Source organism: Bradyrhizobium viridifuturi, from assembly GCF_001238275.1.
In the GTDB taxonomy this organism is placed as follows: Bacteria; Pseudomonadota; Alphaproteobacteria; order Rhizobiales; family Xanthobacteraceae; genus Bradyrhizobium; species Bradyrhizobium viridifuturi.
Window position 1 is genome coordinate 24694 of the sequence record NZ_LGTB01000003.1, and the last position, 17007, is coordinate 41700.

Below are 17007 nucleotides of genomic sequence, written 5' to 3' on the forward strand. Positions count from 1 at the left end.
AATCCAAGAGGGCGCGGGGTTTCCATGGCCGATACCAACGAAGCAACCGCCGCGGCGATCGTGGCCGACATCCGCGACGGCAAGGTGACCGCGGTCAGCGTCGTCGAGGCGGCGCTCGATCGTGCCGAGCGGCTCAAGCACCTCAATGCTTTCATTTTGCTGAACCGCGACGGCGCACTGGCTGCGGCGCGCGAGGTCGATGCGGGGAAACGCACCGGCGTGCTGGCCGGGCTTCCGATCGTCGTCAAGGACAACATCAACACGTCGGATCTGCCGACATCGGGCGGCACGCCGGCGCTGCAACACGCGCGGCCTGCGCGCAACGCACCGTCGCTGCAGAAGCTGCTCGACGCCGGCGCCGTGGTCATCGGCAAGACCAATCTGCACGAGCTCGCCTTCGGCATCACCAGCACCAATCTCGCGCCGTTCGCGGGACCGGTGCGCAATCCCTACGACACGCGCCGGATTCCCGGCGGATCGTCGGGCGGAACGTCGGCGGCGATCGCCGCGCGGATCGCGACCTGCGGCCTCGGATCGGACACCGGCGGCTCGACCCGCGTGCCGGCGGCGCTGACCGGCACCGTCGGCCTCAGGCCTTCGGTCGGCAATGGCGGTGCCGAGCGGCGCTATCACGACGACAACCAGGTGGTTCCGATCAGCCATACCCGCGACACCGTCGGCCCGATGGGTCGCACCGTCGCCGACGTCGCGCTGCTCGATGCCGTGATATCAGGCACGCCGCAGGCCACGGCCATTCCGCTGCGCGGCGTGCGTCTCGGCGTTCCCGCCTGTTTCTGGAGCGGCCTCGATCGCGATGTCGAAGCTGTCGCCCGCGCGGCTTGTGCCCGGCTCACGGCTGATGGCGCCGAGCTGGTCGACGTCGATATGCCCGGCCTGTTCGCGCAGAACGACAAGGTGTCCTTCGTGGTCGCGCTGCACGAACCGATCGCCGATATTCCGGCCTGGCTTGCCGCCTCCGGGATCGAAGGGATCACGCTGTCCGACATCGCGGCCGCCGTCGCCAGCCCCGACGTCGTCGGCGCCTTCGGCGCGATCACTGCGGACGCCTTCGGTGCCGCCTATGACGATGCGATCAAGGTGCAGCGGCCGGCGCTGCAGGCGATCTATGCCGCGTATCTCGGGAACAACAAACTGGACGCCATCCTGTTTCCGACCACGATCGCGCCTGCGCCGCTCATCGACGAAAAGACCGGGTCCGGCGAGATGTCGGTCAATGGCGGCGAGCCGGTGCCGACCTTCGGCACCATGATCCGCAACACCGATCCCGGCAGCAATGCCGGTCTTCCCGGCCTGTCGCTTTACGCCGGCATGACGCCCGGCGGGCTGCCGGTCGGGCTCGAGCTCGATGGTCCGGTCGGCAGCGATACAAGGCTGCTCGGGCTCGGTCTGTCGATCGAGGCGATCCTGGGCACCGCCCCACCGCCGAAGCTCTGATTTCGTCGGCCTCAACAAGCCCCTTGAATTGATCGGTCAGTCCATTAGTCATGGCCTGAGGCCGTCAGGCCGCCATTTCATGATCAACACTGGACTGCTCATGCCGCCGGCCCTGCAAGCAAACCGTCATCCCATCGATGCCCGTTGCGTCCGCCTGCTGGCGAAGGCGGAGAACGCGGCGGCGGTGGCGCCGGTGGTGGAGACCCATGCACTGTCGCGCGGCGACGACGACGTCCTGATCGAGGTGAAGGCCGCGGCGGTCAATCCGTCCGACGTCAAGGCCGCGACCGGACTGATGCCCTATGCCGTGTTCCCGCGCACCTCCGGTCGCGACTACGCCGGCGTCGTGATCGACGGTCCGTCCGGCCTGATCGGACGCGAGGTGTTCGGCTCGTCCGGCGACCTCGGCATCCGCCGCGACGGCACCCACGCCACGCATCTGGTGGTCGAGGCCGATGCCGTGGTGGAGAAGCCCGCCGGCATTTCCTGGGACGAAGCCGCCGGAATCGGCGTGCCCTTCGTCACCGCGATGGAAGGCCTGCGCCGCGCCGGTCTGCCGAAGGCCGGCGAGACCGTGCTGGTCATGGGCGTCAACGGCAAGGTCGGTCAGGCCGCGGTGCAGATCGCGAGCTGGCGCGGCGCGCGCGTGATCGGCGTGGTGCGCAAGAGCGAGCCCTATGAGGGCCACAGCAATTCGCCGGTCGAGGTGATCGATGCCTCGGCCACCGATGTTGCTGCGCGGGTGCGCGAGCTGACCGGCGGCAAGGGCGCCGACATCGTCTACAACACGGTCGGCGATCCCTATTTCCAGGCCGCGCACAAGTCGCTGGCGCTGCGCGGCCGGCAGATCCTGATCGCGGCGGTCGACCGCATCGTCCAGTTCAACATCCTCGAATTCTACCGCGGCCAGCACACCTATGTCGGCATCGACACGCTTGCGTTCTCGTCGGTGGCGACCGGCGAGGTGCTGCGCGAGCTCGCGCCCGGATTTGCCAGCGGACATCTGAGGCCGTTTCCGATCAAGCAGAGTGCGATCTATCCGCTGGAACAGGCCAGGGCGGCGTTCGTTGCCGTCGCCGGCTCGTCGCGCGACCGCGTGATCTTGCGGCCGTGATGCTACCGCCATTGCGAGCGAAGCGAAGCAATCCATCGTTCGCGCGCGGATGCAATGGATTGCATCGTCGCGGAGTTTATCATCGGGCCGGCCGACGGCCGGACCCGTTGGCTCCTCGCAATGACGAGAACTCTTGAGGAACTAGCATGGACTCGGCCACGATCGTTATCCTCGCCGCCCTGATTATCGGCCTGATCTATGGCTCGGTCGGGCTGCTCAGCGGCTTCTGCATGATGAGCGGGCTGCGCGGCTGGTGGGCCGAGGGCGACGGCCGGCTGGCACGCACCTACGCGCTGGCGATGGGGATTGCGATCGCGGCCTCGCAGCTGCTGGCAGCAGCAGGCCTCGTCGATCTCGGCAAGTCGATCTATCTGCAACCGTCGTTCTCGGCGCCGGTCATGTTCCTCGGCGGGCTGCTGTTCGGCTACGGCATGGTGCTGTCGAACGGCTGCGGCTCGCGGGCGCTGGTGCTGCTCGGGCGCGGAAACCTGCGTTCCTTCGTGGTCGTGATCGTGCTCGGCATCTTCGCCGAGATGACGCTGAAGGGTCTGACCGCGCCCGCACGGATCGCGATGGTGCAGGCCTCGCAGGCCACGGTATCAGCCAATTCGGTGCCGGCGCTGCTGTCGGGCAGCGGCCTCGGCGCGGTGCCGGCGCGGATGGTCGCGGCCGCGGTGCTGTCGGCCATCCTGATCATCTTCGCCTTTGCCCATGCGCCATTCCGCAAGTCGCCGGGCCAGATCGCGGCCGGCCTGATCGTCGGTCTGCTGGTGGCGGGAGGCTGGTACGCGACCGGCTATCTCGGCGCCGATGATTTCAATCCGATACCGGTGACGTCGCTGACCTTCATCGCGCCGATCGCCGATGCCCTGCAATACGTCATGCTGTCGACCGGCTCGACGCTGAATTTCGGCATCGTCACCGTGTTCGGCGTGTTCGCCGGCAGCCTGATCACGGCGCTCGCCACCGGGCGCTTCCAGCTCGAAGGCTATCGCTCGCCGCAGCACATGCTGCGCTCGGCAAGCGGCGCTGCGCTGATGGGCGCGGGCGGCGTGATGGCGTTCGGCTGCTCGGTCGGGCAGGGGCTGACCGGATTGTCGACGCTGTCGCTGTCGTCGTTCGTCGCCATCGCGGGAATCGTGCTCGGCACCGGCGCCGGCTTGCGCGGCGCGCTGCGGGTCAGGCCACTCGCAACAGCGTGAAGCCAAAAGAGCGATGATCTCCGCGCAACCGCGTTCCGCGTTTGTCGCGAGGGAAAACCGCTTCGCTTTCTGGATCATGCTTTGGAACATGATGGGATTAGGGCGTGCAATTCTGAATCGGGTGCCCGCGTGCGGGGATGGCGAGTTTCCGGATTGCCGTCAATAGCAGACATTGAAGATGCCTAAGTGAATGTCCGCTGAGGGCCAGCGGCGGACATCGGCAATTTCAGCACGCAGGCATGTCCGATCTTGAGACTCCCCCGTCCTTGCTGAACTAGGCTGATGGGGTTCGCGCCAAGTGCATCGCGGCTTCAACGCCGCCATCCAGGATCTGCTGCGCCTCTCTCGCGTCGGGCACGGCCCGCGCGAACTGCAGGGTGCCGACCATGAGCCCGAAGATCGCCGTCGCACGGCGGTGGTTCGCCTTGGAATCTGCACCCGGAAGCAGCGTGGCAAAAGTCGCAACGTACCTTCGCAACCCTTTCTCGTAATCTTGCCTGGTAGACAGGGGCTGGCGGGCGATTTCCGGTAGTAAGGCCGCGGAGGGACACCCGTCGGCCCGGTCTTTGAGATGAGCGCGGTTGAGGTATCTACGGATCGCGCCTTCAAGGTCGAGGCCCTTGAGCTGATCTTCAAGGCAATGCTGCTGGCCCCCCAGCGCGCTCGCCAGCGCCTCGCGAACAAGCTCGTCCTTGGACTCGAAGTGCGGAGAAAAGGCCCCTTTGGTCAGGCCGGCCTCGCCCATAATCCCCGCAATGCCGGCCGCAGAGATGCCGTCTCGGCGCATGCACTTCGATGCCACATCGACGATGTGCCGTCGTGTCGCCGCCTTGTGACCCTTCTCGAATCGCATCTTCGCTCAACTCCACAAACTGCCCGCAGCCTGGTCGCGTTAGATCGCAGTCGACTTGTAGCCCAGGATACCTTCGACTGCGGGCAAGGACCAAGAGCGTCCGGTCGCTCCCGAGCGGGGCATCAAGCTCAAGGCCAATCGGCAGGCCAGCGCGGGACGAGCCGACAGGAAGATTGATTCCCGGCATCCCCACGCTGCTCGCCGACACGGTGTGGTTCGCCAAAGCGAGGTAGCTGACGTCCTGCCCCGCGATGTGGACGGTCGCCTGCTCTTCGATCAAAGGCGCCGTGCACGGCGTGGTCGGTTGCAGAATGGCCTGTGCCCCACGAGCGACGAAGGCCGTGTCGAGGCGGCGTTGGATTTCAGGCCGGCTCACGTTGAGCGCCGACTGATAGGCCTCTACGGAGGGGGCGCCTGCGCCGCCCGGCAGCACGATGTGTCCCCACGCCTGCCGAAGTTGGGGCTTGAGCCCATCGTAAATGGCCTCGAACGTAGTAGGAATGTCGTGGCGGCGAAGGAACTCCGAAATCGCGCCCATCGTTTCATGGGCGAAGATACCCCATGTCGCGGTTTGGACGAGGACGTTGAAATCATTGCCAAGGTCGACCTCGACGATTTCGGCGCCAGCATCCTGCAGCCGTCGAACCACTTCGAGGAAGCGGGTTTCGACTTCCGAATCCACAAGTTCCAGGAACTGCCGAGGCGCGAAGGCGAGTCGGACGCCCTTTAGATCACGGCCGTCGGAAAATTCCGCAGCCTGTTCGCCAGTCACAACGTGATCCAGCAACACGCAGTCCTCGACGCTTCGAGCGAATGCGCCTGTGGTGTCGAGCGTGTGAGAGATCGGAGCAACGCCGTTGCGCGGCCACCGTCCAGTGGTCGGCTTGAACCCCACGACGCCACAGAACGATGCGGGGACCCGGATCGAGCCAACGGTGTCGCCGCCCAGGGAGGCGGGAACGAGGCCGGCAGCTACCGACGCGGCGGAGCCGCTCGAGGAGCCGCCCGACACACGGCCTCGTGCGTGCGGGTTCTTGACCTGGCCGTAACGTGCGTTGTGACCGGTCAAGCCATAGGACATCTCGACTAGGTTATTCTTGCCGAAAACGAACGCGCCCGCATCCTTGATGGCACGGACAGCGTCGGCATCCTCGTGCGGCACAAAGTGAGCGAGGCAACCCAGTCCGAGGCTCGTCGGTAATCCTTTTGTCAGATAACTATCTTTCACCCCGAGCGGCACGCCCAGTAGCGGAACTGCCGATCCGGCCGCACGTGCTTTGTCTGCGTCTCTCGCAGCCGTCAACACGACGGCCTCATCGATTTTGATGAAGGCCTTAAGTTCGGCAAGCGTTCGGGCGCGAAGCAGAAGTGCCGAGGTGTAGGCCTCCGACGTGATCTCGCCCTTACGAATGGCGGCTGCAGCGGCTGCGAGCCCCAGCGAGGGGAGATCCATGACCTCTTGCGGCGCGCGATGGCTTGGAGTGGCGGTGGTGTCGTTCATGAAGTCCTCGCAAAGAGCTGTTTGCAGCATTCGATGCCGTCAAACATCGACCAGCATGTAATTACGATCGTAATATAGCATTACGAATGTAATTCAATTGGGATGCAGGGCTTGTCTGGACACATCAGCGTGATTGTTGACTGGGGGCGATGGGTAACCACCGCATGTCGGTTTGGGTCACAGTCCGACATCCGAGCCTCGGGACCGGGTGTCCGCTGCACTCTCGGACTCGGATATTTCGGCGATGGCCCCGGAGGTCAGCAAGGGCCAGAACCGGACTCTTAACAGCCCGCTAAGCTCGTCGGCGACTAATTTCGCGATAAAGCGCCTCGGGGCTGACGGCCAGCTCGGCGGCGAGGCTGACCCACTCTCCTTTTGGCGGCAGCCCCCCGTTCCATTCGATCCATGCGTCGAGGCGGGCCGCGACTGTTTTCATGGAAAGGACTTCTACCTGGAAACGCGAATGTTGCAGTTCGTGAGCAAGGGCTTTCACGAATGTCAGTCCGATGTTCGGATCTCCTGAGATATGGCTAAGCAGTTCGGACTTCGCGACGCTCCAAACAGCGGTGGGGAGCATTGCTACCGCATGACAGTGGTACTTGGTCGCGAAAAGCGATGCCTCGGCAATGATCTGGCCAGCGCCTGCTCGCTGAATGACCAAAGAGGTTCCAGACGCTTGGTGGCGAACGAGATGGATTGCCCCCCTGATCACAAAGTAGACTCGGCGAACCGTGTCGCCCCGATGGAAAAGGGCCTCGCCGGGTTCAAGTTCACGCTTGCGTCCAGGGAGGTCACGGAAGGTGAGGTAAAGTTCGTCGGACATGATAGCGATCATGTCCCAAGTCGGTCTCCCGTGGCAAGACAACCGCTAAAGGAGACCATTACATGCGCCAATTCCTCATCCCGCTGATGCTACTCATTCCAATCAGCGTCAATGCCCAATCGGGCGGGCAACACCCACAGCACGGGTCAATGCCAATGGATCATCAGCACCACATGATGATGCAGCAGGGCGGCCATGCGTCTCAGCACCAGATGACCCAAGAACCGACGCAGCCGGGACAGGATGCCTTTGCGGCCGTTCAGGAGATTGTGCAGATACTTGAAGCGGACCCGCGCACCGATTGGTCCAAGGTGAATATCGATGCTCTACGCGAGCATCTGGTCGACATGAGCAATGTCACGTTGGCCGCGCAAGTTAAGGCCGAGCCCTTCGAAGGTGGTATCCGATACGTCGTTACAGGAGCCGGCCCCGTTGTCGGCTCGGTTCAGCGAATGATCACGGCACATGCTGCCACGATGAACGGCTACACAGGATGGCAATTCAAAGCCACCAACGTCGAAGGAGGCGCGGTGCTCGAAGTTCGCGTCCCGGAGAGTGATGCCGCTAAGCTCAAGGCCCTCGGGTTCATTGGCGTTATGACTCGGGGGATGCATCACCAAGAGCATCACCTGATGATCGCCAGAGGCGAGCATCCGCACGGCTAGTTTGCTCCGGCCGATACCGAGGACCGCTTCGCGTCACGAGCCGGCCTCCCCAAGGGTGAGGTCGCGTGTCGGTTTTACCCTCGAAAGCGGCATCCCGGATTCATGAGAACCGCCCTAGATTGGGCTGAGCTAAAGTCGCGACGGATGTTCACCTCTTCCCGTCAGGAGAGGTAGACCGAATCCGTGGTCAAACCGTTTCAACTCAACTTCATCCTGCTTTAGGCCCGCGCCGGCGCATCCGCGAGCGAGCTCAGCGCGATCCCGCCGACGATCAGGGTTGCGGCAATCGCCAGCGAGAGGTCGATCGGTTCGCCGAGCAGCAGCGCCGCGGTCACGATGCCGACGATCGGTGTTGCGGTGGTGCCGAGCGAGGTCGTCAGCGCCGGCAGGCTCTTGTTCACCATCGACATCGCCCAATAGGCCAGCGCCGTGCCGATGAAGCCGGAATAGAGGAACAGCAACACGAGGTGCGGCGACCACTTCACGGTGGGCAGGCCCTCGGTGATCAGCGCCGCCATGGTCAGCACCACCGTTGCGACCAGCACCTGCCACAGCAGCAATTGCAGCGGCGTCGCGATCCAGCGGTGCGAGCGGATATAGATGATGTTCGCGGCCCAGCAGATCGCCGCGACGATGATCATGGCAGCGCCGGCGATGACATGCAGATTGCTCCAGTCCAAAGATGCCGGGTTGAGGATCACGCAGAGGCCGGCGAGCCCCGACGCGACGCGACGAGTTTCAGCGCGCCGAGCCGCTCGGTTCGCGCGGCGCCGGCCGCAAGCGCGACCCAGAGCGGCGTGGTGTAACCGAGCACGACGCCCTTGCTCGCCGGCAGATAGCGCAGGCCGGCGGCGACCAGGGTCGAGAAGAACGTCATGTGCAGCAGCGCGACGCTGAGCACGACAGGCACATCGGCGATCCGCGGAATGATCAAATTGCCGCTGGCGCGCAGGATCACCAGCAGGGCGATCAGGGCGACCCAGCTGCGGATCGACGCGGTCCACAGCGGCGGCACCACCTCGACCAGCGATTTCGTCACCGACCAGTTGATGCCCCAGGCCAGCACCACGACGATGAACAGCGCGGCGGCTCTGGCGGGGGAGAGTGACTGGTTCACGACAGAATCCTTGCAGGTGACACTTCCCGTGAATAGGATCAGACTGGCTCCATCAAAAGAGCCAGATTTGATAGAATGAAGGAGCCAGTTTGATTCTTGCCGAATTGCTCGCGCTGAAGCGGACTGATGATGCCGGGTTGACTGCGCAACTGACCCAGCAGCTGCGTGCGCTGATGGCGAGCGGCCGGATCAGGAGCGGGGCCGTGCTGCCGTCGAGCCGCACACTGTCGGCCGAGCTCGACGTGTCGCGCAACACGGTGACGCATGCCTTTGAGCAGCTTGCAGCCGAGGGGTATTTGCGCGTCGCCGCGCGGCGGCGGCCGGTGGTGTCAGACGATATCGAGGCGCGCTTCGCCAAGCCTGTGGCTGCGCCGAGGCGCGAGACGGCCCGCAAACCGCTGTTGTCGCCCTGGGCCTCACAGCTCTCCGACACGGATTGGCCGCTGTCATACCAAGCGAAGTTCCGGCCGCTGCGTTCGGGGCTGGCGGATGCGCGAGAATTTCCGCACGAGATCTGGGCGCGCTGCCTGCGGCGCAGCGCATTGCGCCGCCGCTTCAACGACCAGACCGGGATCAACCGGCCCGGCCTGCGCGAAGCCTTGCGCGACTACCTCGAGGTCAACAGAGGCGTGCGCGCCGAGGCCGAGCAGATCCTGATCCTGCCGACGGCGCAGGCGGCGCTGACACTGATCGCCGCGACCGTCATCACGCCTGGCGATGCGGTGTGGACCGAGGATCCCGGCTACCCCGGCGCCGCGGCGGCGTTTCGCGCCGCGGGTGCGACGTCGTCGGCGTCAGGCTCGATCAATGGGGCATGATGCGGATGCGCGAGGCGCGCGCGCCGAAGCTCATCTTCACCACGCCGTCGCATCAACACCCGACCGGGCGGGTGATGCCGGTTGCACGCCGCACCGAATTGTTGGCGGCGGCCGAGCCCGGCAAGACCTGGATCGTCGAAGAGACTACGACGGCGAGTTTCATTATGACAGCCGTCCGATGCCGGCGCTGCAGGGCCTCGATCGCGAGGGCCGCGTGCTCTATCTCGGCACGTTCGCGAAGGCGACGACTGCCGACATCCGGATCGGCTATCTGGTGGTGCCGCCGCAACTGGCGCGGACGATGGAGATCGCGCAGCGCCACCTCGGGCTGATCGCTTCGGTGCACGTCCAGGAGGCGCTGGCGGGCTTCATGGCCGACGGGCATTTCCTGGCGCATGTCAGGCGAATGCGGCGGATCTACCGCGCGCGCCGCGACCATCTTGCCGCGGCGCTGGCGCGGCAGCTCGGTGGCGTTCTCGTCGCTGAGGTCCCGCCGGGCGGGATGCAACTGATTGCTCGTTTCAAGGATGGCGCTGCAGACCAAAATGCAGTCTCGCGGTTGGTGGCGACCGGCGTCGAGGTGCGCGCGCTGTCGAGCCTCGCGCTGCAACGGCCACGCGACCACGGCCTGCTGCTCGGCTTCGCCGCCTGGCGCGAAAACGAGATCGCGGCCGCGGTGCGGATCATGGCGAACTGCTTGAGCGGCAAGCGCGCGGGTAGACGGCGAGGGGGCTCGCATGATTTCGGAATATTAGAAGTATATTGCTGAGTTGCCCGACGTGTCAAGCGGCCTTGTCGAACGCCGGCGGCCGCCAGCTCCTTTGCATGGGGTTGTTTTCGATATTTTGTCCGCGCAGGCTCACTCCGCCGCCTTGGTGACGATCCGGACCTCCGACGTCAGCGTTTTGTGCACCGGACATTTGTCGGCGATCTCCATCAGCCGCTTGCGCTGATCGGCATCCAGATTGCCCTCGATCCTGATGACACGGTCGATCTGGTCGAGCATGCCCTCGCGCGTCTCGCACTCCTCGCAATCCTTGGCATAGATCTTGTTGTGCTGGAGCGTCACGGTGATGCGATCGACCGGCAGCGACTTCCGGTCGGCATACATCCGCATCGTCATCGAGGTGCAGGCGCCTAGCCCGGTGAGCAGGAAATCGTACGGCCCGGGGCCGCTGTCATCGCCGCCGACGCGACCGGTTCGTCGGCGATCAACCGGTGCGGACCGGTGGTGACGATCTGCTGGAACTTGCCGTTGCGGGTCTCCTGCACCACGACGTTGCGCGGCGCGCTGCCGGTGTCGGCCGCGGGCTGTTCCACGAGATCGACGTAGCGCTCGGCCCAGGCCCCGATCACGTCGGCGACATAGGCGGCATCCTGCTTGCCGCTCAGGAGGTGATCTGCGCCCGCAAGCGAGACGAAGCTCTTGGGGTGCTTGGCCGCGATGAAGATGTTGGTGGCGTTGTCGATGCCGACGGTGTCGTCGGTCGGCGAATGCATGACCAGCAGCGCCTTGTGCAGCGTCTTGACCTGCGCCATCAAATTCTGCTCGGCGACATCGTCGAGGAATTCGCGCTTGATGCGGAATGGGCGGCCGGCGAGCGACACTTCGCCTTCGCCCTTCGCGCGGATGTCCTCGATCCCATCCTTGAACAGATGCGTGACATGGATCGGATCGGACGGCGCCGCGATCGTGGCGACCGCTTTCGCCTCGGGGATCTGGCCGGCTGCCGCAAGGATCGCGGCGCCGCCGAGGCTGTGGCCGATCAGGATCGCGGGCGCCTTGCGCGTCTCGCGCAGATGGTCGGCGGCGCGGACCAGGTCGGCGACGTTCGACGAGAAGGTCGAGTTGGCGAAGTCGCCCTCGCTGGAGCCGAGGCCGGTGAAGTCGAAGCGCAGCGTGGCGATGCCCTTGGCCGCAAGAGCGACCGCGATGCGTTTGGCCGCCAGCACATCCTTGCCGCAGGTGAAGCAGTGCGCGAACAGCGCGTAGGCCTTGATCGGGCCATCAGGCGTATCGAGTGCAGCGGCCAGCTGATGGCCGCCCACACCGGTGAATTGAAAGCGTTCATGCGGCACGGCCAGGCTCCATCATTATGGTGGTTGTCAGTCGCCAGAATAGCGCTGTTCGGCCCAGGGATCACCGCGATTGTGATAGCCGCGCACCTCCCAGAAGCCCGGCGCATCTTCGGTCAGAAATTCGATGCGCTGCAGCCATTTGGCGCTCTTCCAGAAATAGAGGTGCGGCACCACCAGCCGCACCGGGCCGCCATGCTCCTGCTCCAGCGGCTTGCCCGACCAGCTATGCGCCAGCAGCGCGTCCTCGGCGGCGAAATCCTCGATCGGCAGGTTCGTCGCATAGCCGTCATACGAATGCAGCACGACGAACCGCGCATCCTCGCGCGGCTGGCACGCCGCGAGCAGGTCGCGGGTCGCGAGCCCCTCCCACTGGTTGTCGTAGCGCGACCAGGTGGTGACGCAGTGAATATCGGAGACGAACTGTGTCTGCGGCTGCGCCGTGAATTGCGGCCAGTCCCAGTAGAGCGTCTGCTCGACCGCGCCGTAGACGTCGAGCCGCCAGCGCTCCCGCGTGATGTTCGGCAGCATCCCGAGATCGAGCACCGGCCAGTCCTTGGTCAGATGCTGGCCCGGCGGCAGGCGCTGCTCCTCCGGCCGGGTGATCCTGCCGGTGAGGAACTTGCCTTCGCGCGCCCAGCGCTGCTTGCTGCGGGTCAGCTTGCTTTCAGGCGGTTCGTTATCGTCGGTCATGGCGTCGGTCGTCACTCGTGGCGATGCATCGCGGAGTCGTGCTTGGTGTCGCGCATGGTCGAGTAGATCAGCAGCGACAGGAAGATCATGCCGCTGAGGTAATAGTAGAACCAGTCCTCATGCCCGATGCTCTTGAAATAGAGCGCGACCGCGGGCGCGGTGCCGCCGAAGATCGACACCGTGATGGCGTAGGGCAGGCCGACGCCGAGTGCCCGGACGTTGGTCGGAAACAGCTCGGCCTTCACGATCGCATTGATCGAGGTGTAGCCGGCGACGAAGATCCACGCGCCGCAGATCAGCAGGAAGGCGATGAAGGGCGACTTGGTCTCCTTCAGCATGGTCAGGATCGGGATCGTGGCAATGGTGCCGACGACGCCGAAGAAGATCAAGAGCGGCTTGCGGCCGATGCGGTCGGACAGCGCGCCATAGATCGGTTGCAGGAAGGTCGCGAAGATCAGCGAGCCGAAGATCACGAAGGTGGTCTGATCCTCGGTGAGGCCGACCGACAGCTTCACGAAGGTCTGCATGTAGGTGGTGAAGGTGTAGAACGCCGCAGTGCCGCCCGCGGTGAGGCCGACCACCAACAGCAATTCGCGCGGGTAGTTCAAGAGGCCGACGATCGAGCCGGTCGGCTTGGAGACCTTCTTGGCTTCCTCGAACGCCTCGGTCTCGTGCAGGCCGCGCCGCATCACCGCGGCGAAGATCGCGAGCAGGGCGCCGATCACGAACGGAATCCGCCAGCCCCAGGCTTTCAGCTCGTCGGGCGTCAGGAACACCTTCTGCAGCAGCAAGAGCACGATGATCGCGGTGAGCTGGCCGCCGATCAGCGTGACGTACTGGAAGCTGGAATAGAAGCCGCGGTGCTTGGGGTCGGCGACCTCGCTGAGATAGGTGGCGCTGGCGCCGTATTCGCCGCCGAGGCTCAACCCCTCGATAACGCGGGCGAGCGCCAGGATCGCCGGGGCCGCAAAGCCGATCGTGGCATAGGTCGGCGTCACCGCGATGATCAGCGAGCCGAAGCACATGCAGACCACCGATAGCGTCAACGACAGCCGCCGGCCATAGCGGTCGGCGATGAAGCCGAACAGCCAGCCGCCGAGCGGGCGCATCAGGAACGTCGCAGCAAACAGCACGGCGGCGTTGAGCTGCTGTACCACCGGATCGCTGTGTGGGAAGAACGCCGGCGCGAAATACAGCGCGAACGCGGTGTAGGCGTAGAAATCGTACCATTCGACGAGATTGCCAACCGAGCCGATGAAGATCGCCTTCACCCGCCGCTCGACGTCATGGATGTCGAGGTGATCGCTCGCGGGTTGAGCGGTTTGTTCGGACATTGGCAGGCCTCCCCGGATTCTCTGGCACGATTCCGGGGCAACCTAACTCATTTGCGTGGTGCGATGTAACTGCTGTCCTGTTCTTCAGGCGTTCTTGCCGAACAGGACCGGCAGTTGACGCGGGCCGCGCACCGTGCCTTCGGACCATGTCACCTTGCCGGCCGGGTCGAGGCGGAAGTCCGGGATCCGCTTCAGCCATTCCTCGATCGCCACCTGCATCTCCATCCGCGCCAGATTGGAACCGACGCAGCGGTGAATGCCGAGGCCGAAGGCGGCGTGGCGGTTCTCCTTGCGGTCGATCACCACCTTGTCCGCATCCGGGAACATGGCGGGGTCGCGGTTGGCCGCCGGGAAGGACAACAGCACCATATTGCCGGCCTTGACCGGGCAGCCGGAGATCGTGGTCTCCTTCATCACCTCGCGCGCCATCGTGACCGGCGAATAGGCGCGCAGGAATTCCTCGATCGCGGTCGGGATCAGCGCCGGCTCCGCAATCAGGCGTTCGCGATCGGCCGGTGTCCTGGCGAGGTGCCAGAGCGAGGAGCCGATCGCGCTCCAGGTGGTGTCGATGCCGGCGATCAGCAGCAGCCGCAGCGAGCCGAGCACGTGCTCGTCGGTAAGCGGCTGGCCGCCGGGGCCCTTGGATCGCAGCAGCTCCGAGATCAGATCTTCGCCCGGCGCGAGCTTGCGTTGCTCGAGATGGGCCTTGAAGTAGCCGGTCATCTCGCGCACGCCGTTCATCATCTCCTCTTCGCTCTTGATGCCGAGCTCGAGGATCTGGTGGATCCATTTGATGAAGAGGTCGCCGTCCTTCTCGGGGATTCCCAGCATGTGAGCGATGGCGCGCACCGGGATGTGCTTGGTGTAGCGCGCGGCGGCGTCGCAATGGCCGTCGGCGATGAACTCGTCGATCAGCTCGTTGCAGATCGCGCGTACCCGCGGCTCCAGCCGCTTCATTGCATCCGGCGTGAACGGCGGCAGCAGCACCTGCTTGGCGGGCTTGTGCTCCGGCGGATCGGAGGTGATCGGCGGCGCGCGGGCGGAGATCTCGGGGCGGACGTCGCGCACGATGACGCGGCGCGAGGAGAAATGCTCGGTGTCGTAGGCGATCTCCTTCACCGCCTGATAGGTGGTCGGCATGTAGCAGCCGAGGAAGCGCTCGGTGTGCACGACCGGCGAGGCCGCGCGCAGCGTCTCCCAGATCGGGAACGGGTCGTCGGTCCAGACCGGATCGGTATGGTCGAAATCATGGACCCAATCGGTCACCGGGGGATGCTCGGGCAGATAGCTTGCGGACGGGGAATCGGACATCGGCTCGTTTCCTTCTCGTTCGATCAGACGCGGGTCGGCGCAACGGGAGGCGCGCGGCCGTCCCTGCCGGCTGCTATTCCTCGGTGACTTCGATCGCGATTTCCGGGCAGTTGGACTGCGCGAGCCAGGCCTTGTCCTCGAGCCCGGCCGGGACGGTCCCGTCGCCGACCTCATGGGCGTTGCCGTACTCGTCGAGCTCGAACAGTTCGGGGGCGAGCGATTTGCAGCGGGCGTGACCCTGGCATTTGTCCTGGTCGACGCGAATCTTGAGCTTGGACATGCAAGCGCTCTCCCTCGGTTCTGGCGCGCTGCGGAGCGCGCCGGGTTCCTCGTTTTTCATATTATGCAAGTTCTAGCTTGCTTGGGCGGCCGGTCTGAATACTGGCTCACTAAGTTATACTATATTACATTATCGTCCCGCTTTGCCGTCAAGCGAAAACTCGGGGTAGGCCACGGGGATCCGGCGACGGCCACGCGACAGGATGGCCGATGCCCCGCGAAGCGGCAGTTCCCCTAATGCGCCGTAGGCGTTGGCGCTGTGAGCGGGGCCCAGGCGGCGAGGGCGGCGGCGGCGATCTGCTCAAGCTGCTTCCTTGTGGCGCCGTCACGCGCCTGGATCGACATGCCCTGCTGCACCGTGATGTAGTACTTGGCGATCGCGTCGAGATCGGCCGTGGGCGAGATCTCGCCGCGCGCAACGCCCTGGCGCAGCCGTTCGCGCAGCTCCGCCACCGCCTGCGCGCGCCGCTGCACGAGTTCGCGCCGCACGGTCTCGGAATGTTCGTTCGGATGCAGCGCCGACAATACCACGAGGCAGCCCGGCGGGCGTGAGCGGCGGGTAAAGACGCGCGCGGTCTGCATGAGGAAGGTTTCGACGGCCTGGTAGGCGGTGTGCGTCTCGGTCACGGCACCCCAGATCAAGCCACCTTCGCTCGCCACGTAATAATCGAGCGCCTTGCGGAACAGGTCCTCCTTGCTGCCGAAGGCGGCGTACAGGCTGGGCGACGCAATCCCCATTGCCGAGGTGAGGTCGGCCATCGAGGCGCCCTCGTAACCCTTCAGCCAGAACAGCTCCATCGCGCGCGCCAGCGCGGCGTCCTTGTCGAAATTCCGGGGGCGGCCACGCCCAGCCATCGGTTCGTCCATTTCTGTGTCGATCACTAAATAATTGACTTGACGCGTCGGCGCAAGCTTCCTAATTCTGTGTCGATCGTTACATATATGAGATGAGCTGAACATGACCCAATCCCTGCAAGGAAAACGCGCCCTCGTCACCGGCGGCAGCCGCGGCATCGGTGCCGCCATCGCCAGGCGTCTTGCCGCCGAAGGCGCCGACGTCGCCATCACCTATGAACGTTCGGCCGACCGCGCCGAAGCCGTCGGAGCGGAGATCAGGAAACAGGGCCGCCGCGCGCTGGCGCTGCGGGCGGATAGCGCGGACGCGAGTGCCGTGCGCGGCGCGGTGAACGCGGCCGCCAGGGAATTCGGCGGTCTGGACATCCTCGTCAACAATGCCGGCATCTTCCGTGGCGGCGGTCCGATCGACGCCGTCACGCTGGAGGATATCGACGCCACGCTGGCCGTAAACGTCCGGGCGGTGGTGGTCGCATCGCAGGCCGCGGTCACGCATATGGGCGAGGGCGGGCGCATCATCAATATCGGCAGCAACCTTGCCAGCCGGGTGCCCGATGCCGGCATGAGCCTCTACTCAATGAGCAAGTCGGCGTTGATTGCCTGGACTCAGGGTCTCGCCCGTGACCTCGGCGGCCGCGGCATCACGGTCAATATCGTCCATCCCGGCTCCACCAATACCGACATGAACCCGGCTGATGGCGAGCAGGCCGAGGCGCAACGCGCGCGCATGGCCATCAAGCGCTACGGCAAGGCCGATGACGTCGCTGCCCTGGTCGCGTTTGTTGCCGGTCCCGAAGCGGGCTCGATCAATGGTGCCGGTCTCACCGTCGACGGCGGCGCCAACGCCTGACGACGTTGCCCGCCACGGCGACGCGTGCACTCGTTGCGGCGGCGTTACGCACCTGGATGCC

At 65.0% G+C, this 17007-nt stretch carries 16 protein-coding genes and 2 pseudogenes; 7 read left to right on the plus strand and 11 right to left on the minus strand.

Annotated features, from left to right (window positions below; genetic code table 11):
• Nucleotides 1-24: 24 nt before the first annotated feature.
• The 3 genes from iaaH (at nucleotide 25) to ALC15_RS03785 (ending at nucleotide 3771) form a co-directional block, all read left to right on the plus strand.
• Entirely contained in the window at nucleotides 25-1455 is a 1431-nt protein-coding gene (gene iaaH / locus ALC15_RS03775) for an indoleacetamide hydrolase (protein ID WP_050626137.1), read from the plus strand.
• Nucleotides 1456-1555: 100 nt separating this feature from the next.
• Complete coding sequence (locus tag ALC15_RS03780; RefSeq protein WP_050626319.1) at nucleotides 1556-2569, plus strand: quinone oxidoreductase family protein; 1014 nt, start codon at nucleotides 1556-1558, stop codon at nucleotides 2567-2569.
• Between the two features lie 146 nt (nucleotides 2570-2715).
• A complete protein-coding gene (locus ALC15_RS03785) occupies nucleotides 2716-3771 on the plus strand; it encodes a YeeE/YedE family protein (RefSeq protein WP_050626138.1) in 1056 nt (351 codons plus the stop codon).
• A 274-nt stretch (nucleotides 3772-4045) separates the two neighbouring features.
• On the opposite strand, the gene ALC15_RS03790 is transcribed toward ALC15_RS03785, so the two are convergent.
• The 3 genes and pseudogenes from ALC15_RS03790 to ALC15_RS03800 form a co-directional block, all read right to left on the minus strand.
• The gene (locus tag ALC15_RS03790) at nucleotides 4046-4624 is read right to left on the minus strand and encodes a TetR/AcrR family transcriptional regulator (protein WP_050626139.1); all 579 of its coding nucleotides are present in this window, start codon (nucleotides 4622-4624) and stop codon (nucleotides 4046-4048) included.
• Between the two features lie 39 nt (nucleotides 4625-4663).
• Nucleotides 4664-6077, minus strand: a pseudogene (locus ALC15_RS03795) (amidase family protein).
• A 340-nt stretch (nucleotides 6078-6417) separates the two neighbouring features.
• Complete coding sequence (locus tag ALC15_RS03800; RefSeq protein ID WP_050626320.1) at nucleotides 6418-6948, minus strand: Crp/Fnr family transcriptional regulator; 531 nt, start codon at nucleotides 6946-6948, stop codon at nucleotides 6418-6420.
• 62 nt (nucleotides 6949-7010) lie between these two features.
• Here ALC15_RS03800 and ALC15_RS03805 point away from each other — a divergent pair, with 62 nt between their 5' ends.
• Nucleotides 7011-7613, plus strand: coding sequence for a hypothetical protein (locus tag ALC15_RS03805; protein ID WP_095733554.1), 603 nt, complete (start codon nucleotides 7011-7013; stop codon nucleotides 7611-7613).
• A gap of 218 nt (nucleotides 7614-7831) precedes the next feature.
• On the opposite strand, the gene ALC15_RS45870 is transcribed toward ALC15_RS03805, so the two are convergent.
• The gene (locus tag ALC15_RS45870; protein WP_244485914.1) at nucleotides 7832-8293 is read right to left on the minus strand and encodes a DMT family transporter; all 462 of its coding nucleotides are present in this window, start codon (nucleotides 8291-8293) and stop codon (nucleotides 7832-7834) included.
• A gap of 17 nt (nucleotides 8294-8310) precedes the next feature.
• Nucleotides 8311-8730, minus strand: a complete 420-nt coding sequence (locus tag ALC15_RS45875) for a DMT family transporter (protein WP_244485915.1) — start codon at nucleotides 8728-8730, stop codon at nucleotides 8311-8313.
• 89 nt (nucleotides 8731-8819) lie between these two features.
• On the opposite strand from ALC15_RS45875, the gene ALC15_RS48135 reads away from it, so the two are divergent.
• Both ALC15_RS48135 and ALC15_RS48140 read left to right on the plus strand, forming a co-directional pair.
• Nucleotides 8820-9548, plus strand: coding sequence for an aminotransferase class I/II-fold pyridoxal phosphate-dependent enzyme (locus ALC15_RS48135; RefSeq protein WP_063781784.1), 729 nt, complete (start codon nucleotides 8820-8822; stop codon nucleotides 9546-9548).
• 178 nt (nucleotides 9549-9726) lie between these two features.
• Nucleotides 9727-10317 (plus strand): aminotransferase class I/II-fold pyridoxal phosphate-dependent enzyme, encoded by a 591-nt coding sequence (locus ALC15_RS48140; protein WP_063781785.1) that lies wholly within the window; start codon nucleotides 9727-9729, stop codon nucleotides 10315-10317.
• 90 nt (nucleotides 10318-10407) lie between these two features.
• Here the strand turns inward: ALC15_RS48140 and ALC15_RS03820 are convergent.
• From ALC15_RS03820 to ALC15_RS03845, 6 genes and pseudogenes are all read right to left on the minus strand, one after another.
• A pseudogene (locus ALC15_RS03820) lies at nucleotides 10408-11627 on the minus strand (bifunctional alpha/beta hydrolase/OsmC family protein).
• A gap of 27 nt (nucleotides 11628-11654) precedes the next feature.
• Entirely contained in the window at nucleotides 11655-12317 is a 663-nt protein-coding gene (locus ALC15_RS03825) for a sulfite oxidase-like oxidoreductase (RefSeq protein WP_050626321.1), read from the minus strand.
• An 11-nt stretch (nucleotides 12318-12328) separates the two neighbouring features.
• On the minus strand, nucleotides 12329-13651 hold the full coding sequence (locus ALC15_RS03830; RefSeq protein WP_050626141.1) for an MFS transporter: 1323 nt from the start codon (nucleotides 13649-13651) through the stop codon (nucleotides 12329-12331).
• Nucleotides 13652-13735: 84 nt separating this feature from the next.
• The gene (locus ALC15_RS03835) at nucleotides 13736-14962 is read right to left on the minus strand and encodes a cytochrome P450 (RefSeq protein ID WP_050626142.1); all 1227 of its coding nucleotides are present in this window, start codon (nucleotides 14960-14962) and stop codon (nucleotides 13736-13738) included.
• 73 nt (nucleotides 14963-15035) lie between these two features.
• Complete coding sequence (locus tag ALC15_RS03840; RefSeq protein WP_050626322.1) at nucleotides 15036-15242, minus strand: ferredoxin; 207 nt, start codon at nucleotides 15240-15242, stop codon at nucleotides 15036-15038.
• A gap of 233 nt (nucleotides 15243-15475) precedes the next feature.
• On the minus strand, nucleotides 15476-16096 hold the full coding sequence (locus ALC15_RS03845; protein ID WP_050626323.1) for a TetR/AcrR family transcriptional regulator: 621 nt from the start codon (nucleotides 16094-16096) through the stop codon (nucleotides 15476-15478).
• A gap of 103 nt (nucleotides 16097-16199) precedes the next feature.
• Here ALC15_RS03845 and ALC15_RS03850 point away from each other — a divergent pair, with 103 nt between their 5' ends.
• On the plus strand, nucleotides 16200-16946 hold the full coding sequence (locus ALC15_RS03850) for an SDR family NAD(P)-dependent oxidoreductase (RefSeq protein WP_050626143.1): 747 nt from the start codon (nucleotides 16200-16202) through the stop codon (nucleotides 16944-16946).
• The last annotated feature ends 61 nt before the right edge of the window (nucleotides 16947-17007 follow it).